This is a genomic window from Nocardia sp. NPDC047654 (assembly GCF_043205035.1).
GTDB lineage: Bacteria > Actinomycetota > Actinomycetes > Mycobacteriales > Mycobacteriaceae > Nocardia.
On the sequence record NZ_JBIDDF010000001.1, the window covers coordinates 962535 to 983451 of the forward strand.

Consider the following 20917-nt stretch of genomic DNA (forward strand, 5'->3'; position numbering starts at 1 on the left):
TCGCGGCGTCGTCATTCTTTCGGCATCGCCTGGACACCGGGAATTCAGCAGTCCGGGGCGGCTTTGTAGTTGAGGTCCGCCCTGTCGGTGATTTGGAATAGTCTGGAATGTAAGGGTTGCGCAGGCGCGGCATGGCGTTACTGTCGCAAGCCGATACGAGTAACCCGTTGAGGGAGAGGGAACAACTGTGCGCACGTCCGGGAGCCGGCTTTTCACCAGTGAGTCCGTGACCGAAGGTCATCCGGACAAAATCTGTGATGCCATCAGCGATTCCATTCTCGACGCGTTGCTCGCGGAGGATCCGCGCAGCCGGGTCGCGGTGGAAACCCTCGTGACGACCGGCCAGGTCCATGTCGCGGGTGAGGTCACCACGTCGGCGTACGCCGATATTCCCCGTATTGTCCGGGAAAAGGTTCTGGAAATCGGATATGACTCGTCCGCGAAGGGATTCGACGGGAATTCCTGCGGTGTGAATATCGCGATCGGCGCGCAGTCGCCGGATATCGCCCAAGGTGTGGACACCTCGCACGAGGCCCGGGTCGGCGGCTCCGACGACGAGATCGAGCGGCAGGGCGCGGGCGATCAGGGCTTGATGTTCGGTTACGCCACCAAGGACACCCCCGAGCTGATGCCGCTGCCGATCGCGCTCGCGCACCGGTTGTCGCGCCGCTTGACCGAGGTGCGCAAGTCCGGCGTGCTGCCCTACCTGCGTCCGGACGGCAAGACCCAGGTCACCATCGAGTACGACGGTGATCGCCCGGTCCGCCTGGACACGGTGGTCGTCTCCACCCAGCACGCCGCCGACATCGACCTGGACAACCTGCTCGCGCCCGACATCCGCGAGAAGGTCCTCGAAGCGGTGCTCGCCGACCTGGAGGTGCCCTCGCTGGACACCTCGAACGTCCGCCTGCTGGTCAACCCCACCGGCAAGTTCGTGCTCGGTGGTCCGATGGGCGACGCGGGCCTGACCGGCCGCAAGATCATCGTCGACACCTACGGCGGCATGGCCCGCCACGGTGGTGGCGCCTTCTCCGGCAAGGACCCGTCCAAGGTCGACCGCTCGGCCGCCTACGCCATGCGCTGGGTCGCGAAGAACGTGGTGGCGGCCGATCTGGCCGATCGGGTCGAGGTCCAGGTGGCCTACGCGATCGGCAAGGCGGCTCCGGTCGGCTTGTTCGTCGAGACCTTCGGTACCGAGAAGGTCGACCCGGCGCGCATCTCCACCGCGATCACCGAGGTCTTCGACCTGCGCCCCGGCGCGATCATCCGCGACCTCGACCTGCTGCGCCCGATCTACGCGCCGACCGCCGCGTACGGCCACTTCGGCCGCACCGACGTCGACCTGCCGTGGGAGCACACCGACCGCGCGGACAAGCTGCGCGCGGCCGTCGGACTCTGACCTCGATCAGGTCCGAGTGAACGCACCCGCGGCGGGCACCCCCGCCACCGAGGCGGACCGTCCGGCCGCGGGTCCCGCGGGCGCGGAGCTGCCGATCGCCCGGGTGCTCCCACTGCTGTCGCCCGCGCATCTCGACCGCGACTTCGACTACCTGGTGCCCCCCGAGCTGGACGAAATCGCCCAGCCGGGGGTTCGGGTACGCGTCCGTTTCGCCGGCCGGTTGGTCGACGGTTACCTTCTCGCACGCTCCGCGCACAGCGATCACGGCGGCAAACTGGTCGAACTCGAACGCGTCGTCTCCGGCGAACGCGTGCTGACGCCGGAGATCCTGGAACTGGCCGGCAAAGTGGCGGCCCGTTACGCGGGCACGCGCGCCGACGTCCTGCGTCTGGCCATTCCACCGCGCCACGCCCGCACCGAGACCGGTGGTGCGAAGAAGTCCGCTGGGGCTCAGATCGATTCCGTCGGGTCCGCGGCTCCTGCTGCCGCGGCGGACTCCGGTGCGTCCGCGAGTGCCGTCGAAGACGGAGAACCCTGCACTGCAACAGATTCCGGGCAGTCAGCCATAGTGAACTCCGCGCCCGCAGAGACGCTCCTCGGTTCGCTCTCCTCGGATCCCGCAGTACCGCAAGCCGATTCGGCAGCGGCGGGCCGCGCAGCCCCGGGGCCGGACACCGAACCGGTCACCGCGACCGGATCGGATGATGATCCCGGCAGCGTGAGCATGGGGACCGCGCAACAGGAGCACCGGCCAGAGGCGGGCGCCGGCGGGTCCTCGAAGCCGCTTGAACCGCCTTCGGGTGAGGGACGAATCGGTGTCGGGCAGAGCGCAGTGGCCGTGCGACAGGCGCCGTCATCGGAGGTAGGCACCGGCCACTCTTCGAAGCCGCAGGCACCGCCTTCGGGCGAGGAGCGAATCGGTGTCGGGCGGGGCGCGGAGCCTCGCGGCGGCGCCACGAACCAGGAGGCGGTATCGCCGGAACTTTCGGCCGTCGACCTCGCTGCCTGGGAGCGTTATGTGCACGGCCCGGCATTCGTCGGTGCGCTCGCGCAAGGAAAAGGGGCCCGGGCGGCTTGGCAGGCGCTGCCCGGTGAGGACTGGCCGCGTCGGCTGGCGGAGCTCGCCGCCTTGGTGGCCCGGCAGGGGCGCAGCGCGATCCTCATGGTCCCGGACCAACGCGACCTCGACCGGGTGTTGGCGGAATGTGCTGAGCTGGTGGGGGATTCGGCCGTTGGGCTGGCGGCCGGTCTCGGTCCCGCGGCACGCTACCGGCGTTGGCTGGCGGTGCTGCGCGGTTCGGCGCGGGTCGTGGTCGGCACGCGCAGCGCGGTGTTCGCACCGGCGGCGAACCTCGGGCTGATCGCGCTGTGGGACGACGGCGACGACACCTACGCCGAACCACGCGCACCGTATCCGCACACGCGTGAGGTGGCGATGTTGCGAGCGCACGAGACCGGTGCGGCATTCGTCGCGGCGGGTTTCGCGCGGACCGCGGAGATCCAAGCGGTGGTCGATTCCGGCTGGGCGCACGATCTGGTCGCCGATCGCGCGGTGCTGCGCAAGGCCGCGCCGCGGATCAGCGCCCCCGGTGACAGCGACGTCGCCCTGGAGCGCGATCCGGTCGCCCGTGCCGTCCGGATTCCCGGCGTCGCCTTCGCAGCCGCCCGTTCCGCGCTGAAGGAGGGGGCGCCGGTGCTGGTGCAAGTGCCACGGCGCGGGTACATTCCCGCGCTGGCCTGCGGGAAGTGCCGCACCCCGGCCCGATGCAGGCACTGCAACGGACCGCTCGCGCTGCCGGAGACCCGCGGGTCGGCAGCGGAAAGCGCCGCCGCGCACAGCCCCGCGTGCCGTTGGTGCGGGATCACCGAGGCCGCGTTCCGTTGCGCCACTTGCGGCTCGCGCGCGCTGCGGGCCGTGGTGATCGGGGCGGCGCGTACGGCGGAGGAACTCGGCCGCGCCTTTCCTGGCGTGCCGATCCGTGGCTCCGGGGGCGGCGCCGTGCTCGATACCGTGGAGCCGGGCCCGCAAGTGGTCGTCGCCACGGTCGGCGCCGAACCCTTGGTCCCCGGCGGGTATGGCGTCGCACTGTTGCTCGACGGCTGGGCCTTGCTCGGGCGCGCCGACCTGCGGGCCGCCGAGGACGCACTGCGCCGCTGGATGGCCGCCGCGACGTTGGTCCGCGCGCACGGCCAGGTCATCGTCGTGGCCGAACCTTCGATCCCCACCGTGCAGGCGCTGGTCCGGTGGGACCCGGTGGGCGCGGCGCGCGCGGAGGTCGCGGCCCGGGCCGAGGTCGGCTTCCCGCCCGCGGTCCGGCTCGCCGCGATCGACGGCACCGCCGAGAGCATCGCCGAACTGCTCTCGGCGGCGGATCTGCCCGCGACGGTCGACCGCCTCGGCCCGGTGCCGCTGCCGGACGGCGCTCGCAAGCCCTTCTCCGCCGAGGATTCGCCCGCCGAAGTCGAACGTTTGCTGCTGCGGGTCGAGCGCCGCTCCGGAGCGGCGCTCGCGGGTGCGTTGCGCGCGGCCCAGGCGATCCGCAGCACGCACCGCTCCGACGCCCCCCTTCGCGTGCAGATCGACCCGGTCGACATCGGCTGACGAAGCCACCGGTCATCCGCCCCGCCGTGCGCGTCAGGCGAAGGCCGCCCGATTGCGAACCGCCCACTCGGCGTACTTCACGGCGGGCCGCCCCAGCACACGCGGCACATCGGGGCTGATCAGCTGTTCGTCGGGCGTCGGTTCGCCGAGGATCGTCAGCGTGTGCTCGACCACCGGTTCTGGCATGAAGTCGAGCATCGCCGAATGGGCCTGCGCCCGAGTCAGCTCCATGAATCCGAGCGGCTCGCCCAGCGCCGCACCGAGTGCCTCGGCCTGGGCTCGCGGTGTGACGAGTTCGGGTCCGGTCAGGGTGTAGACCTGTCCGGCGTGCCGTTCGTCGCGCAATGCCGCCGCCGCGACGGCGGCGATATCGGCCGGATCGATCGAGGGCAGGCCGATATCGCCGAACGGCGCGGCGACCATACGCCGCGTGCGCACCGAATCCGCCCACGCGTAGGTATTGGAGAAGAACCCGCCCGGTCGCAGGAAGGTCCAGGCCAGGCCGGAGTCCCTGATCGCCTGCTCGTAGGCGACGAGCCGGGCATAGCCCGCCGCGCCGGGGCGGGTGGCTACCCCCTGCGAGGACACGAAGACGACGCGCCGCACGCCTCCGGCAGCGGCGACTTTCAGCACCTGTTCGGGCTCGGGGCCTGCCACCAACTGCTCACCGGTGATCAGGAGGAACAGGGTGTCGGCTCCCGAGAGGGCGGGGGAGAGGCTTTCCGGCTCGCCGAGGTCGGCCCGAACCGACCGGACGCCGTCGGGCAGCGAGAGGTCCGCATGGCGGGCGACCGCTGTGACCTCCTCGCCTGCGTCCGACAGCGAGCGCACGAGGGGCGCGCCGATATTCCCGGTGGCTCCGGTGACCACGATCATCGTTACTCCTAGTTAGTTAGTTAGTTGACTGACTAAGTACAACGTAGCCGGTCGCGGGCGCGTTGTCTACAGTTAGTTGTGTGACTGACTCAGTGACGGAAACCAGGCCGAGTAAGCGGCAACGGCTGGTCGAGGCGGCCGTGCGGGTGTTCTACCAGCAGGGCGTGGAGAAGACGACCATCGCCGACATCGCCCGCGCCGCCGATGTTCCGGTCGGCAACGTCTACTACTACTTCAAGACGAAAGACCAGCTCATCGAGGCGGCGATCGGCTCGCACGCGCATATTCTCGATGCCGTGATCGCCGCGAGCGACCGTCACGAGACGCCGTCGGAGAGGCTGAAGGCCCTGATCGCGGGCTGGGTCGCCGATCGTGAGCAGACCGTCCGGTACGGCTGCCCGTTCGGCACCTTGTCCTCGGAGTTGGACAAGCGTGGCGACGGGTTGAATACCGCGGCCGCCGATGTGATGCGCGTGCTGGTGGATTGGGCCGAACGGCAGTTCGCCGCGATGGGCCGCACCGACGCGAGGGGGCTCGCGATCGCCTATGTCGCGGCATATCAAGGAATCTCGTTGCTCACCAACACTTTTCGTGATCCAGAGCTCATGGTCACCGAGGGCGCGCGGCTGTCGCGCTGGATCGACTCACTGGTGAGCTGACCTCCCTGTCGGCCCGGTTCCGAAATCGGGCCTTGCGTTCGATGCATTGCCGATATATCGTCGATAGCATGAAACAAACACGAGAGCCTTGGGAGGCTGACATGGAATACCGAGAAGATCGAGAATTCGGCCGACGTGGCCGTGGGCCGCTGCCCGGACCCGAGGGCTTCGAACACCGGCTGCGCTTCCGCCGCGGGGGACGCCACGGTTTCGGCCCCGAGTTCGGGCCGGGATTCGGTCCCGGTTTCGGCCCTGGCTTCGGCCCGCAATTCGGTCGCGGACGTGGCCGTGGCGGCCGTGGCAGGCGCGGTGACGTACGCGCCGCCGTGCTGCTGCTGCTCGCCGAGCAGCCCATGCACGGCTACGAACTCATCCAGCAGATCCGCGAGCGCAGCAACGACATCTGGAGGCCGAGCCCCGGTTCGATCTACCCCGCGCTCGCGCAGTTGGAGGACGAGGGCCTGGTCCTCATCGAGAAGGTCGCCGGGCGCAAGACCGCCAAGCTCACCGAGACCGGTAACGAGTACGTCGCCGCGCACCGGGACGAGCTGGGTGATCCGTGGGCGGACGTGCAGCAGGACGTCGGAGCCCAGGCGATGGACCTGCGCGGACTCGCCGGGCAGCTGATGGGGGCGGTCGCGCAGGTCGCGGCGGCGGGTACCCCGCAGCAGGCGGCGCGTGCGGCGGAGTTGCTCACCGAGACCCGCAAGTCCCTCTACCGCATCCTCGCCGAGGACGAGACCCCCGAGAAGTAGGGGAGGCGAAACACCCCGATACCGCGCGCATTTCGAGCCGATCGGAGCGATCATTGTGAGATGCGACAGTCGAGTCGAGCGAAAGCTTGGGGTAGTTCACACTTGCGTCGCGCCGTGCTGGCCCTGGTGGTCGCCGGCGCGGCCGCGCTGGGCCCGGGCGTGGCGTCGGCCGAGCCGCCCGGCCTCCGCCCGCCCGACGTGCCGACGTACCCCGCTCCGCCGCAGTCCGACCACCTCGCCGCCGCGTGGTATCAGAAAAGCCATCCGAATGCGGTCCCGAGCGGCACCAACGACTTCGGATGCGTTCCCAGCGCCCGGCATCCCCATCCGTTGGTGCTCGCGCACGGAACCGACTCCACAGCATATTCCGATTGGTCGGGGATAGCGCCGCGCCTGACCGCGGCCGGATTCTGCGTGTTCGCGCTGAACTACGGCGGCAAGCCCGGCGCGGACAGTTACGGCACCGAGGATCTGGTGCTCAGCGCCTATCAGATCGGCGCGTTCGTCGATCAGGTGCTCGCGGCCACCGGCGCGGGCAAGGTCGATCTGATCGGATTCTCCCAGGGCGCCAATGTCACTCGGTACTACGTCAACAAGCTGGGTGGTGCGCCCAGAGTCGGTCAGTGGGTCGGCCTCGCTTCGCCCACCTACGGCGGTGTGATGTACGGGCTGGTGCCGGTGGCCCAGGCGATCCCGGGCGCGTTGCAGGCGTTCGCCCAGGTGACTTCGCTGGCCGCCGTGCAGCAGGCCGAGGGGTCGCCGATCATGCTCGATCTCAACGCGGGCGGCGACACGGTGCCCGGGGTGCGATACGTGACCATCGGCAGCCGGGTCGACGAGATGATCCAGCCGTTCGAGAACATCGCGCTGCGCGGGCCCGGCGCGCGGAACATCGCCCTGCAGGACCTGTGTCCCGCCGATCTCACCGGGCACTTCCACATGGTGTACGACCCGTTCGTGCAGGAGTTGCTGCTCACCGTGCTGGCTCCGGGCAGTCCGGCGCCGGTGTGCCGGCCGGTCCCGCTCGGCACCGGCATTCCCGAGGTGATCATCGCGGGCAATTCCTGAGGAATCGGCGCGGGCCGTTTCGGTGTGCCCGTTTCGGCCGCAGTGAATGTCCTCGCCATCAACGGTGGCCGAACCGGCCGAGGGCGATGAGAGACCGATCGAGTCGGCCGCCCCTCCGCGCCGCCTCGCAGCCGGATCGACCCGGACGGCTGCGGTGTGCCTCCTGACCGCACGGGTCGCGTCATCGAGGGCCGTGGGCGCTGTCGTCTCCTGGTATCGAAGGGGCGCGAGAAGCCGGTCAAACATTGTTTCAATCAGTGATTGAAACGGCGATGGAGACGTGCTTGACTTGGCGCATGCCGAAACAGGTCTCCGAGGCCGCGACCACCCGCGATCGCCTGCTGACAGCCGCCGAACGACTGCTGCTGGAGGGCCGCTACGACGAGGTGTCGGTTCGCGGGATCTGCGCGCAGGCCGGGGCCAACCCGGCGGCGGTGCACTACCACTTCGGTTCGAAGGACGCCCTCGTCGCCGCGTTACTCGAGGAGCGACTGGGGCCGGTGTGGGAGGGCCGCTTGGCCGCTGTCACCAGCGGGCGCGGGTCGGTCGCCGAGGTGGTCGATGCGGTGATCGAGCCGTTCGTCGCGTTGGCCGCCGATCCCGTGGGGCGGTTGCACCTGAGATTGCTGGCGCAGTTCGTCCTCGGCAGGCAGGTGACCGAATGGCGGCAGCCATGGTTCCGGATCGATGCGTGGGTGAGCCTGTTGCCCGGCGTGAGCGAGCGTGAGAGCCGTCGCCGATGGATGTTGGCGTTCGACCTGCTCATCATGCGATTCGGCAGTGCGGAGCATCGGGAGATGTCGCGGGAGGCGGTGGCCACCCTCCGGGAATTCGTAGTGGCCGGATTGACCGCGCCGACAGGAGAGAAACAACGATGAACGACGTATTCGCACCGGCCCGGCTCGGACCGATCGCCCTGCGCAATCGGGTGATCAAGGCCGCGACCTTCGAGGGCCGCACTCCGGACGCTCTGGTGACCGATGAATTGATCGAGTTCCATCGCGAGGTCGCCGCCGGGGGCGTCGGGATGACGACGGTGGCGTATTGCGCTGTCGCTCCCGGTGGCCGGACCGATCGGCACCAGATCTGGATGCGTCCGGAAGCGGTACCGGGATTGCGGAGGCTCACCGAAGCCGTCCACGGTGAAGGCGCCGCGGTGAGTGCGCAGATCGGCCATGCGGGTCCGGTGGCCAACGCGGCCTCCAACCGGGCTCCGGCGCTGGCGCCGAGCCGGATGCTCAGCCCCCTCTCGATGCGCATGATGCGCAGTCCCGACGAGAACGGGATCCGTGAACTCGTGGCGGCTCATGCCGGCGCGGCGAAGCTGGCCGAAGCGTCCGGCTTCGATGCGGTGGAGATCCACTTCGGGCACAACTACCTGGTCAGCTCGTTCCTGAGCCCGAAGCTGAACCGCCGCACCGATCGTTATGGCGGAAGCTTGGCCAACCGGGCGCGGTTGGCGCGCGAGATCGCCGCCGCGGTACGGCAAGCCGTGGGCGGCCGGCTCGCGGTGACGGCGAAGCTGAATATGGAAGACGGAGTGCGGGGCGGGCTCACCGTGCCGGAGTCGGTGCAGGTCGCCGCGTGGCTGGAAGCCGACGGCACCCTGGACGCGCTGGAGCTGACGGCGGGCAGTTCGCTGCTGAACCCGATGCTGCTGTTCCACGGTGCCGCCCCGCGGCGGTCGTTCGGCGATGTTCTCCCGGTGCCCGCGCGCTGGGGTTTCCGGATGGTCGGCAAGGCGTTCTTGAAGGAGTACCCCTATCAGGAGGCGTATCTGCTCGAGCGGGCGCGGCACTTCCGGCGAGAGTTGACCATGCCCCTGGTCCTGCTCGGCGGCATCACGAATCTGGACACCATGCGGCTCGCGATGGCGGAAGGCTTCGAGTTCGTCGCCATGGGCCGTGCTCTGCTCCGGGAGCCGAACCTGTTGCAGCGCATCCGATCGGACGCGACGACCCGGTCGGCCTGCGTGCACTGCAACGAGTGCATGCCCACGATCTACACGTGCACGCGCTGTGTGTTCCGTCCCGACCAGCCGCGCGAACCCGTCGAGCTGACGATGTCCGGCATCGGCGGCACCGAAGCACAGGTGTAGCGGTCAGCGGTCGATCCACACGGCGCCGGGCGGGCGGCGCGCGCTCCCGGCGGCCACGTGACGACGCGGCCTTTCTCGGTTCCGGTGTTTCAGAGCCCGGCGGTCATGACGGATCAGCCGCCGCCCCGGACCGGCCGCTGTCAGCGCGGCGACCAGCATCGCCGTCATCGCGATGTCCATCGCGAGGTGCATAGTCCGATGCCGTGCTGCCTCCTTGCCGGTTACCGACCCACAACGGCACCGCGGGCTGGGGCGTCTCGAACCGCTCCATCGATCCGCTCGGGCTCGAGATCGCCTGGTTCATGTACAACGGCGCTACCGGTTCCCGCTGCCGATTCCGGAGTACAACGACCGCGAACAGCGGCTCACGATGACCCGGTATCGGCAAGGCCCGAGCGAGACCACCCCGCTTCGCTGACGCCGCCCGCCCGCGACCAGGCACGACACGCGCGGCGTCGGTCTTTCTCGGCGAAGACGGTTCGAGGCCGGTCTCCCGGGTATGCGCGAGATGTCAGCTTGTTCCGATATTCCAGGAGGTTGTTGTGGCTGAACATGGAAGCGGTCCTCGTGAAGGCGTCGAAGGCGTCGTCGAAGATGTCAAGGGCAAGGTGAAGGAAGCGGCCGGTACCGTCACCGGTCACGAGGATCTGAAGGACGAGGGCCGCGCGCAGCAGGACAAGGCGGCCTCGCAGCGCGAGGCGGCAGGCAAGGAAGCCGCCGCCGAGAAGGCCAGGGCCGAGGCGGACGTCGACGAGGCCCGCCAGTCCGCGCATCAGCACGGACGGTGATCACCCGCCGGTTCGTCCGACCGTAGACACACCCCGCCGCCGTCAGCCGAGCTGGCGGCGGCGGGGTGTTGGGGTGTGGGTCGGTCATCGAGTCGGCACGCCTCACCGAGGGCGGAACACGCCGGCTCGCGCTCGTGACCGAGCAGCGCTGTCAGGCGTATGGCTCGACGGTGCGCACGTACGCGAGGCCGCAGGCCCGCTCGGCTGTTTCCGGCGCCGCCGCGATGACTACCCGGTTGGCGCCGCCGTCTTCGATGATTTCGGCGCCGGCCTTCTTCAGCCAGTCGAAGAACGCCGACCGGATCGTCATCAGCGTCGCGTCGTCGCCGGGTTCTCCCGTATTCAGCGAGATGAGGTATCGGCGGTCTTGCGCTGGCATACGGCTCTCCGTTCGAACATCCCGAGACGTGGTCGGATCGGTGTGTTCGCCGCTCGTGGCGGCGAGGAACTCCGTTTCGGCGCAACCATGAGGTCCGCATGTTACGCGGTGAGCTGTGGCTGTGATGGCACGCGCCGCCGATCGGACCGGCTGCTGCTCCGAAACGTGTCCGGTCTGGCGTGGGGCTGACAGACGGTGGATCCGCCTGCCCTCCGCGTCGGCGGCCGACGGGCGGACTTCGGGCCTCGTCCGGCGGCTCTGCGGATCAGTGGGAAGGGCTGGACCCGTCGGCCGACGCCCGCCGGGCGGCACCGACCGCCCGCTTGGCGATAGCCCATCGGTGCACTTCGGAGGGTCCGTCGTAGATGCGGAAGGGCCGCACTTCGCGGGACAGGCGCGCCAGCGGCAGGTCGTCGGAGACGCCGAGACCGCCGCACAGCTGGATGCTCCGGTCGACGATGCGGAAGATCGCCTCGGCGGCGAACGTCTTCGCTATCGAGGTGGCGTTGCCCGCGTGCTCCCCGCTGTCGAGTTCCCAGCAGGCGCGCACCAGCAGCGCACGGGTGGCGGCGATGTCGATCTCGTTGTCGGCGATCATCTGTTGCGCCAGGCCGAGATCGCCGATGCGCGCACCGAATCCTTCGCGCTGAGCGACGCGCGCGACGGCGATGTCGTGACCGCGCCGCGCAGCGCCGAGCCACCGCATCACATGCGTCATGCGAGCGGGACCCAGCCGCACCTGGGCGTATTCGAAGCCGCGGTCGACAGCGCCGAGCACCGCTTCGTCGGGAACGAACATGTCCTCGAAGAAGACCTCGCAGTGGCCGCCGATCATGGCCCGGTCGAGCGTGGTGATATGCCTGCCCACACGCAGGCCGGGGGTGTCGGCAGGGGCCAGGAACATGGTCGCCCCGCCGCGCTGGCCCGGTTCGCCGGAGGTGCGAGCCATCACGATGAAAAAGGCCGCGCCGTCCGCGCCGGTGATGAAGTACTTGTGGCCGTTGATGCGCCAGCCGCCGTCGGCGCGGACGGCCCGGGTGGCCAGCGCCGCCGGATCGGAGCCCGCGCCGGGTGCGGGTTCCGTCATCGCGAAGGCGGAGCGCACCGCCCCGCGGGCGAGCGGCTCGAGGTAGCGCGACTTCTGCTCCGGGTCGGCGATGTGGGCGAGCATGTGCACATTGCCCTCGTCCGGCGCCGCGATGTTGAGCGCGGTCGGACCGAACAGCGAGTAGCCCGCCTCTTCGAACACCGGGGCGCGATCCGACATCGACAGCCCGTGACCGCCGTACTCGACGGGCGCGTGCGGCGCGAAGACGCCGGCTCGGCGCGCCTGCTCGTTCAGCGTGCCGCGCAGCTCGTCACCACCGGCGGCGGTGATGTCGCCGTGGTGTTCGTCCTCGATCGGCAGCACCGTCTCCCGCACGAACGCGCGGGTGCGTGCGGTCAGCGCCCGTACTTCGTCGGAATAGGTCAGATCGATCGGCATCGCGCATTCCTCCTCGACATCCGGAGCCTCGTCATCGGACCGAACGATCGCTCCATCTGAACACTGTCTCACTGGGTGCGATCGGTGTCAAAGCGCCTTGTTCGAGTGTTATCGGCGGGGGAGTGGTCAAAGATTGAGTTCAGTTATTCTGAACATTATGGACGATGAGGGAACGTCGCCACACGAGGCGATCCGTCGTGCGCGCCGCGCCGCGGGCTTGTCGCTGCGCGAGGTGGCCCGCAGGCTCGAGGTGAGTCCCGCGACGCTCAGCGCCATGGAGACGGGAAAGACCGGAATCTCGGTTGCACGCCTGACCCGGTTGTCCGATGTGCTCGGTGTGCCGGTCACGCATTTGCTCGGTGCCATGGCCTCCGTGTCCCGGCCGAGCTGCGACCGGCCCGACACCGAGCCGGGGGCACACGGCGGCTGGCGTGACTTCGCTCCGTTGGACGTCGACCCGGTGCTGGCCGCCGCCCTCGCCTCGTTCGTCGAGATCGGCTATCACGGCACGACCGTGCGCGCCCTGGCCCGGCGGGCGGGCACCAGCGTTCCCGGCCTCTACCACCACTACCGCGACAAGCACGAGCTACTGGTGCGCATCCTCGAACTGACCATGGACGAACTGCACTGGCGCGTGCGTGCCGCCCGCGCGGAGGGCCGCGACAGCGTTCACCGGGTGCGCCTGATCGTCGAAGCCTTGGCCCTGTTCCACACCCACCGCCGCGACCTCGGGTTCATCGGCGCCAGCGAGATGCGCAGTCTGTCTCCGGGCGAACGCGTGCGCATCGCCCGTTCCCGCCGTGACATCCAGGCCATCCTGGACGACGCGATCACCGAGGCCCATGGCGAGGGCCGCATCGCCACTCCCGATATCCGGGCGGCGGGTCGAGCCATCGCCACCATGTGCACCGCCATCCCGCAGTGGTTTCGCGAGTCCGGCCCGGCGACGCCGGAGGAAGTGGCCGCACGGTACGGCGATTTCGCCCTGGGCGTGCTCGGGATCCATCCTGCGAACCAGCCGCATCGCTCCCGCCTCACCTAGGTGGCGATCGACCACACCCTCGGGGACCGGACACCACCACTCGGGGGCCTGATGCCGGCGGCTGGGACGGCGGACAGTAAGACGTGTCACCGCCGGCGAACCGGAGCATCCCATGTCGATCCCCAGCACAATCCCCACCGCGGCGGAGCGGCGTGCCACGGTCCGGACCGAAGACGGCGTGGCCCTCGCGGTTCGCGAATACGGTCCGCGCGAGGCGGACCTCACCCTCGTGTTGCTGCACGGACATTGCCTGCGCACCGAGTCATGGACCTACGTTCGCGACGCTCTGCTACGCAGGCACCCCGGCGCGCGGGTCGTCTGCTACGACCACCGCGGTCACGGCGAGTCCGCCTCGGCGCCCCGGCAGACCTACAACCTCGAGCAGCTCGGCCGCGACCTGCGGGTGGTTCTCGATGCCGTGGCCCCCACCGGACCGGTCGTCCTCGTCGGTCACTCGATGGGCGGCATGACCGCGCTGACCTACGCCCGCCGCAACCCGCATGAGATCGGCACCCGCATCGTCGGCGTCGCGCTCCTCGCGACCGCTGCCGACGGGCTCGCCGACGCAGGCTTCGGCCGGCTGCTGCGCAACCCGGTCGTCTCCGTCTTCCAGGCGGCCGTCCGCCGTGCCCCGCGCCTGATGCACCACGCGAAGCTCGCGGCCTGCAAGCTCTTCGCCCCGATCATCCGCACCGCGGAATTCGGTGATGGCGAGGTGAGTTCCCGGGTGCTCACCCTGGCCAACGCGATGCGCAACGAGACACCGATCGTCACGATGGCGAGCTTCTTGAGCGACTTCATGGTCTATGACCGAACCGACGCGCTCCCGGTTCTCTCCCGGATTCCCACGTTGGTGCTGTGCGGCTCCGCCGACCTGATGACGCCGCCGTCGCATTCCGTCGCGATGGCCGCCGCCGTCGAGTACTCGGACTTCGTGATGATCGATGGCGCGGGTCACTCCGTGATCCTGGAGCAGCCCGGCAAGGTGGCCGAGGCCGTCGCACGCCTGATGGCGCGGGCCGGTGAGGTCGGTGCCGCCGGCCTCACCTACGCCGCCTGACCGACACTCACACGTACCGCTGGCGGAGTTTGCCCTTGACCAGCTTCCCCGTGGGGGTCCGGGGCAGGTCGTCGGCGAAGTCGAAACTCTTCGGCACCTTGTAGTGGGCGATGCGCTCGCGCAGGTAGTCGCGCAGCTCCGCGGCGAGTTCCGGGCCCGCTTCGACGCCCGGCGCCGGCTGGACGACCGCCTTGACGGATTCGCCCATCTCCTCGTCGGGCACGCCGATCACCGCCACGTCGAGTACCCGGGGGTGCAGGGCGAGCGCGTCCTCGATCTCCTGCGGGTAGATGTTCACGCCACCGGAGATGATCATGAAGGCCTTGCGGTCGGTGAGGAACAGATAGCCCTCCTCGTCCACGTAGCCGATATCGCCGGTGGTGGTCCAGGTCGGGTGTTCGGGGTGGACCGCCTCCGCCGTCTTGGCGGGGTCGTTGTGATAGGCGAAGGGGATCTCGTCGCGTTCGAAATAGACTGTGCCGATCTCACCGGTGGGCAGTTCCGCGCCGTCGTCGCCGCACACCCGGATCGTCCCCAGACCGGCCCTGCCGACCGAGCCCGGCTTGCGCAACCACTGCTCGCTGTCGATGAAGGTGGCGCCATTGGCCTCGGTCGAGGCGTAGTACTCGTGCAGGATCGGGCCCCACCAATCGATCATCGCCCGCTTCACGTCGACCGGACACGGTGCCGCCGCGTGCACGGCGACCCGCAGGCTGGACACGTCGTAGCGGGCGCGGACCGCCTCGTCGAGCTTCAGCATCCGGACGAACATGGTCGGCACCCACTGGCTGTGCGTCACGCGGTAGCGCTCGATGGCGGCCAGCGCCTGCTCGGCGTCGAATTTCTCCATGATCACCAAAGTTCCGCCGAGCGCGTGGACCACGCCACCGAACCGCAGCGGCGCGGCGTGATAGAGCGGGGCGGGGGAGAGGTAGACCGTCTCGGTGTCGAATCCGTAGAGCGGGCCGAAGATCGCGGTATAGGTGTCGCCGGGCGCGTCGCCGACCTGCCGGTCCGGCAGGGGCTGCTTGATGCCCTTGGGCCGTCCGGTGGTACCCGAGGAATAGAGCATGTCCGCGCCGCGCGGCTGGCCCGGCAGGGGTTCGGGCGAGGCCGCCGCCAGGGCGTCCTCATAGGACTTGTACCCCTGCACCGGGCCGCCGAAGGCGAGGCGGATGTCGACCGAGGGGGTCTGCGCCACGATCTGCTCGGCGGCGCCGGCGAGACCAGCCGACACGATCAGCGCCCTGGCTCCGCAGTCGTTGACGATGTAGCTGATCTCGCTCGGCGACAGATGCCGGTTGACGGCGGTGATGTAAAGCCCGGTTCGCAATGCCGCCCAGTAGACCTCGTAGACCTTCGGGTCGTTCCCGGACAGCAGCGCGACATGATCACCTTTGCGCAACCCCGCGTCGTACAGGTGGCGGGCCAGCCGGACCGAGTTCTCCTCGAGTTCCCGATAGGTAAGCACTTCACCGCTCTCGGCGCGGACAACAGCCGGTTTGTCAGGGAATCGGTCGACGTGTGCGCCGGGGTACATGCGGCTCCTCGGTGGAACGGAGCGGTCGGTGCCCGACCGCCCGGCCTGCGCGGGCTCCCCGGATCCTCGGCCGCGCCGGCATCCCTGGTGTCCCGCAGAGCGGTTGCTCTGCCACCGTACGATAGCTGAAAGTAAACGGCGGTTCTGGTTTATTCGTCACAATTCCAGGCGTGCGCTCCGGGGTGGGGCGGCGGTAGCGCCGGAAAGGTCGGGACATGTCGAGCGGATCGACCGGTCGATTTCGGTCCGGAGAGGCGATGAGTTGACGTTGCGGGCACGCGGCACGTCGTGGTGGGAGCAGGTTCGGCCGGGCTGGCCGCCGCGGTCCGGCTGGCGGAGCAGGGGTATCGGGTGAGCTTGGTCGAGAAGAGGGGGCGGCTGGGTGGACGTATCTCCTCCTTCGACGTCCCCGGCGTCGCGGGCATGGCCGACAGCGGTCAGCATCTGCTGTTGAGGCGCGCTGCTCGAGTATGTCGGCACGATCGGCACCGGAGATCGGCTGCGCTGGGACGCACCGCCTTTCGCGATCCGTCGACGCCGTCCACGATTATCTGGCTGTCCCGAAGTGACCGCCGCGCCCTGAGCTGCGCGGCGGTTTCCCGCTTTTCGACGATGTTCGTCCGGTTATTCCACCCGAAGTGGGCAATACGGTCCATGGAGAGGTGAGAATCATGAGCTTGTTCCGAAGTGCTGACAGATATCGACGGCGTCGCACCCGCGGCGGGGGATACGGTCGGCGGCGCAGCGGTTACGGAAGCGGCTGGCGCAGCCGGTATGGCGGCCGCTGGCGGCGTGACAGCAGGGGTCCGCGCAGGCACGCGGGATCCGGGGGATTGGCGGGGGCCGCGCGATTCGGCTTCATCGCACGCGGAATCGCCTACATTGTCATCGGTATTCTCGCCTTCATGCTGGCGGTCGGCACCGCACAACATGAGCCGACCGCGGGCGGGGCGCTCGCCGCGCTCGCCGGTAAACCGTTGGGATATCTCCTGCTGTGGATCCTTGCCCTCGGATTCGCCGCCCTGGCCGCCTGGCGGCTGGCGCAGGCTGCCGGCGCGCCCGCGGGGAGCCCGAGCGGACTTCGCCTGCGCGCGCTGGCCATCGGGCTGGTCTACGCCATCGCGTTCTTCGTCATCCTGCGGTTCGTGGTGGACGGCCGGACGCCGCAGCCCGGTGAGGCCGTCGCACGCGACGTGACCGCCCGGATCCTGGCCTGGGACGGTGGGCAAGTGGTCGTCCTGTTGATCGGCTTGGTCATCCTCGCCTTGGGTGTCCTGACCACCCTGCGCGGGCTTCGTCTGGCTTTCGTCGACGACCTGCGGATGGGCTGGATGACCCAGGCGTCCCGTGAGAGCGTGATCTGGCTGGGCCGGTTCGGTTATCTGGCGCGGGGATTGATCATCATGGGGATCGGGCTCGCCGCGGTGGTGGCGGCCGCGAACTACGAGCCGGCGAACGTCAAAGGCGTCGATGCGGTACTGCACGATTTCGCCGGCAGTACCCTCGGTCCTTGGCTGCTCATCCTGGTATCCCTCGGCTTGATGGCGTTCGGGGTCCTGTCGTTCCTGCAAGCGAAATACCGGCGGACCTACGGAGGGGTTCCGGTGTGAATCGGGCGAAGGTAGGCGGCGTCGTCGCCTACCGCCGCTCGGCTTCGATCTCCGCGGCAAGGGCGGATCGCTCGGCCTGTTGCCGGGCGAAGAGTTCAGCGCTGAAGGCAGTCCACGCGTCCTCTTGCTCCGGAGTCGGTTGTGCTGCGTGCACTTCGGATTCGACATCGGGGTGGGCATCGAGGAACCGGGCGAACAGCGAACCCATCTCCCGGCTGTGCCTGCGATTGAGCTCGATTCGTCGCGGATCCATGCGCGGCCGGTCGTCGCAGAGCGCCAACTGGTCGTACACGACCAAGGCGACGCGCGTGGGGTCATCCGGCGGGTGCACGCGCAAGGTGTGATGGGGGTTCGGCTGGTCATCGATGATCACCACGGTGCCGGTACCGGACGGAAGGTCCGCGGGCCAATCGATCTCGTCGGTGGCCTCCTCGACGAGCAACCGGGCGAGCCTTCCGCGCAGGCCCGTCTGGTTGTAGCGCAGTGGCGTAGGACCCTGATCTTCGCTCATGTGATGATCGCTCCCGATTCTGATCGCTACCGGTCGCCGCTTGCGGCGGCAGGGTAGGGGTCGGTGATCTCGCGCAGGCGATTCAGCGCTTGCCGTAGCTGCCGCATTCCCTGGGCGCCCAGATGCGCCGCCCATTCCCGCTCGACGCGTTCGGCCACCGAATTGGCGAAACCGGCCGCTTGCTCGCCGCGTTCGGTCAGGCACACGAGGCGGGCCCTGCGGTCGCTCGGATCGGGGACCCGCTCCACATAACCGGCACGTTCGACCTGGTCGATGAGGAATCCGGCGGTCTGTTTCGTGATCTGCGCTCGTTCGGCCAGTTCGGTCAGACGGGTGCCCGCGGCGTCGATCTGGGCGACTATCCTCGCCTGCGCGACGGTGATGTCGCCGAATCCCGAGTCGGTCAGGGCTGTGAGCACCCGTTGCTCCATCGCCCGAAAGGCGATCTGCATCAACAGGCCGACGTTGGGCTCCTCCGCCATCCCACTCCTTGACATTGGTACGAGACACTGACAATATTAGTCAGAGAGACTGACCAATTATATCGGAGGTGCCGTCATGCCCGCCCGATCGACCGTCCTCGACCGTGAGAGCAGCTGGCAGATCATCGAGCAGCAGCGCCGCGCGATCGCGGGCCTGCTGGCCGAACTGTCTCCGGAGGAGTGGGATCATCCCTCGCTGTGCGCCGGTTGGCGAGTCCGGCACGTAGCCGCCCACCTGGCGATGACACCGTCGCCGCCGCCGGTCGGCGTCATGATCGCGACCGGTCTGCGCGCCGGAGGCGACTACAATCGTCTGGTCGATCTGCTCGCCAGGCGCTACGCGGACGTGCCCGTGGCTCAGCTGGTCTCGGACATACGGGACCAGGCGGCCGCACGCCGCATGCCGGTGCTGACCAACTACCGCAACGTCCTGATGGACACCGTGGTCCACGGGCAGGACATCGCCATCCCGCTCGGACGTACTCTCGAGCTTCCGCCGGCGGCCGCCGCCGCGGCTATCGCGCGGGCGGTCACTCTCGGCCGGCCGGTCTTCGACCACCGGCGGTTGCGCGGGATCCGCCTGCGCGCCACCGATATCGATTGGTCGCACGGCACCGGGCCCGAGGTCCACGGCCCGGTCACGGCATTGCTGTTGGCGGTCACGGGACGTACCGCGCGGCTGCGGGACCTGGCCGGTGCGGGTCTGGCGCCGTTGACCGAACGCCTCGTCAGCGCCTGACCCGGGACCGATCACCCGTCCACGATTCCGGTGCTCAGCCGCGTTGGTCGGCGGCCGGTTCGGACCGGTCGACCGACCCTTTGATCTCGACGATCGGCAGCCGTAGTGCGGCAGGCGCATCGGTCGGGACCACCGGGTTGCGCGGCGGCACCGGGTCGATGCGCCGGTAGGGCGCGCCGAGCCGCGGACGGGCATCCGGCTCACCCTTGTTCGGCCACAGAGCGGCGGCCCGTTCGGCCTGCGCGGTGATGGTGAGCGAAGGGTTCACACCGAGGTTGGCCGAGATGGTCGAGCCATCGATGACGTGCAGCCCCGGATATCCGTGCATCCGATGGTACGGATCCACGACACCGGATTCGGGGGAGTCGCCGATGACGCAGCCGCCGATGAAATGCCCGGTCATCGGGATGTCGAAGAGGGCGCTCCAGCCGGCGCCCGCGATGCCGTCGATCTTGTCGGCGACCCGGTGGGCCACCTCGTGCCCGGCCGGGAGCCAGGTCGGATTCGGTTCGCCCACACCCTGTTTGGTGGTCATCTTGCGACCGAACAGACCGCGTTTGGTGTAGGTGGTGATGGAGTTGTCGACCGATTGCATCACCAGCAGCCCGATCATCTGTTCCGACCAGCCGCGCGGGTTCTGCAGGTGCAGAGCGTCGCGGCCGAGCTTGCGCATCGTGCGCGCCCACAGGCGCAGCTTCGGGGTGTGCCCGTCCGGATCGATCATGGCGGTGCCGATGAGGCCGATGGCGTTGCTGCCCTTGCCGTAGCGCACCGGCTCGATGTGGGTGTCGTCGTCCGGGTGGATCGAGGAGGTGATCGCCACCCCTTTGGTGAAGTCGGAGTCCTTGCGGCGGCTGCGCACCGAGAGCAGTTCCTCGGAATTGGTGCGCGAGAGCTCGCCCAGCCGCGGGGAGATGTCCGGCAGCGAACCGCGGTCGCGCAGCCGGTGCAGCAGTTTCTGGGTGCCGAGGGCGGCTGCGGCGAAGACGACTTGCTCGGCGGTGAACTTGCGGCGCGCCTTACGGACCCAGCGTCCGGTGCGGACAGTGGCGATTTCGTAGCCGCCGCCGGACAGCGGACGCACATCGGTCACCGTGGTGAGCGCGTGTACCGTCGCCCCGGCCTGCTCGGCGAGATAGAGGTAGTTCTTGACCAAGGTGTTCTTGGCGTTGTGGCGGCAGCCGGTCATGCATTCGCCGCAGTGCGTGCAGGTGCTGCGCGCGGGGCCGACGCCGCCGAAGTACGGGTCGGGCACATCCTGACCGGGCCGCACGCCGTTGCCGCCGAACAGGACGCCGACGGGCGTGCTGCGGTAGGTCGAGCCGACGCCCATCTCCTCGGCGATCTCGGCAAGCACGCGGTCCGACGGCGTGGTCGCCGGGTTGGCCGTGACGCCCAGCATCCGCTTGGCCTGGTCGTAGTGCGGAGCGAGCTCGTCCTTCCAGTCGGTGATGTGCGCCCACTGGCGGTCCTGATAGAACTTGTCCGGCGGCTCGTAGAGCGTGTTCGCGTAGACCAGCGAGCCGCCGCCGACGCCCGCGCCCGCCATGATGAAGGTGTCCTTCAGCAGCGTCAGCCGCTGGATGCCGAAGCAACCGAGTCCAGGGGCCCACAGGTACTTGCGCGCGTCCCAGGAGGTTTCGGCGAACTCGTCGTCGGCGAAGCGCCTTCCCGCCTCGAGCACGCCGACCCGGTAACCCTTCTCGGTCAGTCGCAGTGCGGTCACGCTGCCGCCGAAGCCGGAACCGACGACCACCACGTCGTAGTCGAACGTCATCTGATCTCCACCAGTTGTCGAAGTTGTTGCCGCGGAAGAGGTAGGC

Annotated in this window: 21 protein-coding genes; 13 read left to right on the forward strand and 8 right to left on the reverse strand. The window is 69.0% G+C overall.

What is annotated here, in order from left to right; translation table 11 throughout:
- The first annotated feature begins 187 nt into the window (after positions 1–187).
- Entirely contained in the window at positions 188–1399 is a 1212-nt protein-coding gene (metK, locus tag ACGF7Y_RS04600; protein WP_040867522.1) for a methionine adenosyltransferase, read from the forward strand.
- 88 nt (positions 1400–1487) lie between these two features.
- Positions 1488–4001 carry a primosomal protein N' gene (locus ACGF7Y_RS04605; protein ID WP_393230942.1) on the forward strand — a complete coding sequence of 838 codons (2514 nt, stop codon included), beginning with the start codon at positions 1488–1490 and terminating at the stop codon, positions 3999–4001.
- A 33-nt stretch (positions 4002–4034) separates the two neighbouring features.
- Here ACGF7Y_RS04605 and ACGF7Y_RS04610 read toward each other — a convergent pair whose 3' ends face one another.
- Positions 4035–4877, reverse strand: a complete 843-nt coding sequence (locus ACGF7Y_RS04610; RefSeq protein WP_393229119.1) for an SDR family oxidoreductase — start codon at positions 4875–4877, stop codon at positions 4035–4037.
- Positions 4878–4957: 80 nt separating this feature from the next.
- On the opposite strand from ACGF7Y_RS04610, the gene ACGF7Y_RS04615 reads away from it, so the two are divergent.
- The 5 genes from ACGF7Y_RS04615 (at position 4958) to ACGF7Y_RS04635 (ending at position 9457) form a co-directional block, all read left to right on the forward strand.
- Positions 4958–5536: a TetR/AcrR family transcriptional regulator gene (locus ACGF7Y_RS04615; protein ID WP_393229122.1), complete on the forward strand. Its 579-nt coding sequence runs from the start codon at positions 4958–4960 to the stop codon at positions 5534–5536.
- Between the two features lie 101 nt (positions 5537–5637).
- Complete coding sequence (locus ACGF7Y_RS04620; protein WP_393229124.1) at positions 5638–6291, forward strand: PadR family transcriptional regulator; 654 nt, start codon at positions 5638–5640, stop codon at positions 6289–6291.
- Between the two features lie 60 nt (positions 6292–6351).
- Entirely contained in the window at positions 6352–7359 is a 1008-nt protein-coding gene (locus ACGF7Y_RS04625; RefSeq protein ID WP_393229127.1) for an esterase/lipase family protein, read from the forward strand.
- A gap of 296 nt (positions 7360–7655) precedes the next feature.
- Entirely contained in the window at positions 7656–8237 is a 582-nt protein-coding gene (locus ACGF7Y_RS04630) for a TetR/AcrR family transcriptional regulator (protein WP_393229129.1), read from the forward strand.
- Entirely contained in the window at positions 8234–9457 is a 1224-nt protein-coding gene (locus ACGF7Y_RS04635) for an NADH:flavin oxidoreductase (protein WP_393229132.1), read from the forward strand. Before ACGF7Y_RS04630 ends, ACGF7Y_RS04635 begins: the two co-directional genes overlap by 4 nt.
- Positions 9458–9460: 3 nt before the next feature.
- Here the strand turns inward: ACGF7Y_RS04635 and ACGF7Y_RS04640 are convergent, their stop codons facing one another.
- On the reverse strand, positions 9461–9637 hold the full coding sequence (locus ACGF7Y_RS04640) for a hypothetical protein (protein ID WP_393229135.1): 177 nt from the start codon (positions 9635–9637) through the stop codon (positions 9461–9463).
- Positions 9638–9999: 362 nt separating this feature from the next.
- Between ACGF7Y_RS04640 and ACGF7Y_RS04645 the strand changes: the two genes are divergently transcribed.
- A complete protein-coding gene (locus ACGF7Y_RS04645) occupies positions 10000–10245 on the forward strand; it encodes a CsbD family protein (protein WP_393229137.1) in 246 nt (81 codons plus the stop codon).
- Between the two features lie 151 nt (positions 10246–10396).
- On the opposite strand, the gene ACGF7Y_RS04650 is transcribed toward ACGF7Y_RS04645, so the two are convergent.
- Both ACGF7Y_RS04650 and ACGF7Y_RS04655 read right to left on the reverse strand, forming a co-directional pair.
- Positions 10397–10624, reverse strand: a complete 228-nt coding sequence (locus ACGF7Y_RS04650; protein ID WP_393229140.1) for a hypothetical protein — start codon at positions 10622–10624, stop codon at positions 10397–10399.
- A 265-nt stretch (positions 10625–10889) separates the two neighbouring features.
- Complete coding sequence (locus tag ACGF7Y_RS04655) at positions 10890–12110, reverse strand: acyl-CoA dehydrogenase family protein (RefSeq protein ID WP_393229142.1); 1221 nt, start codon at positions 12108–12110, stop codon at positions 10890–10892.
- A gap of 157 nt (positions 12111–12267) precedes the next feature.
- Here ACGF7Y_RS04655 and ACGF7Y_RS04660 point away from each other — a divergent pair, with 157 nt between their 5' ends.
- Together ACGF7Y_RS04660 and ACGF7Y_RS04665 are read left to right on the forward strand one after the other, a co-directional pair.
- Positions 12268–13152 carry a TetR family transcriptional regulator gene (locus tag ACGF7Y_RS04660; protein ID WP_393229145.1) on the forward strand — a complete coding sequence of 295 codons (885 nt, stop codon included), beginning with the start codon at positions 12268–12270 and terminating at the stop codon, positions 13150–13152.
- A 112-nt stretch (positions 13153–13264) separates the two neighbouring features.
- Positions 13265–14212: an alpha/beta fold hydrolase gene (locus tag ACGF7Y_RS04665; protein WP_393229148.1), complete on the forward strand. Its 948-nt coding sequence runs from the start codon at positions 13265–13267 to the stop codon at positions 14210–14212.
- Positions 14213–14219: 7 nt separating this feature from the next.
- Here ACGF7Y_RS04665 and ACGF7Y_RS04670 read toward each other — a convergent pair whose 3' ends face one another.
- Positions 14220–15752, reverse strand: coding sequence for an acyl-CoA synthetase (locus ACGF7Y_RS04670; protein ID WP_393229151.1), 1533 nt, complete (start codon positions 15750–15752; stop codon positions 14220–14222).
- 291 nt (positions 15753–16043) lie between these two features.
- On the opposite strand from ACGF7Y_RS04670, the gene ACGF7Y_RS04675 reads away from it, so the two are divergent.
- Positions 16044–16418, forward strand: coding sequence for an FAD-dependent oxidoreductase (locus tag ACGF7Y_RS04675; protein WP_393230945.1), 375 nt, complete (start codon positions 16044–16046; stop codon positions 16416–16418).
- 5 nt (positions 16419–16423) lie between these two features.
- Complete coding sequence (locus tag ACGF7Y_RS04680; RefSeq protein ID WP_393229154.1) at positions 16424–17362, forward strand: DUF1206 domain-containing protein; 939 nt, start codon at positions 16424–16426, stop codon at positions 17360–17362.
- Between the two features lie 28 nt (positions 17363–17390).
- Here ACGF7Y_RS04680 and ACGF7Y_RS04685 read toward each other — a convergent pair whose 3' ends face one another.
- Positions 17391–17873, reverse strand: coding sequence for a hypothetical protein (locus ACGF7Y_RS04685; RefSeq protein ID WP_393229157.1), 483 nt, complete (start codon positions 17871–17873; stop codon positions 17391–17393).
- 26 nt (positions 17874–17899) lie between these two features.
- Complete coding sequence (locus tag ACGF7Y_RS04690; protein ID WP_393229160.1) at positions 17900–18355, reverse strand: MarR family winged helix-turn-helix transcriptional regulator; 456 nt, start codon at positions 18353–18355, stop codon at positions 17900–17902.
- Between the two features lie 76 nt (positions 18356–18431).
- Here ACGF7Y_RS04690 and ACGF7Y_RS04695 point away from each other — a divergent pair, with 76 nt between their 5' ends.
- Positions 18432–19094 (forward strand): maleylpyruvate isomerase family mycothiol-dependent enzyme, encoded by a 663-nt coding sequence (locus ACGF7Y_RS04695; protein ID WP_393229162.1) that lies wholly within the window; start codon positions 18432–18434, stop codon positions 19092–19094.
- A gap of 34 nt (positions 19095–19128) precedes the next feature.
- Here the strand turns inward: ACGF7Y_RS04695 and ACGF7Y_RS04700 are convergent, their stop codons facing one another.
- Positions 19129–20871 (reverse strand): FAD-dependent oxidoreductase, encoded by a 1743-nt coding sequence (locus ACGF7Y_RS04700; protein ID WP_393229165.1) that lies wholly within the window; start codon positions 20869–20871, stop codon positions 19129–19131.
- Between the last annotated feature and the right edge of the window lie 46 nt (positions 20872–20917).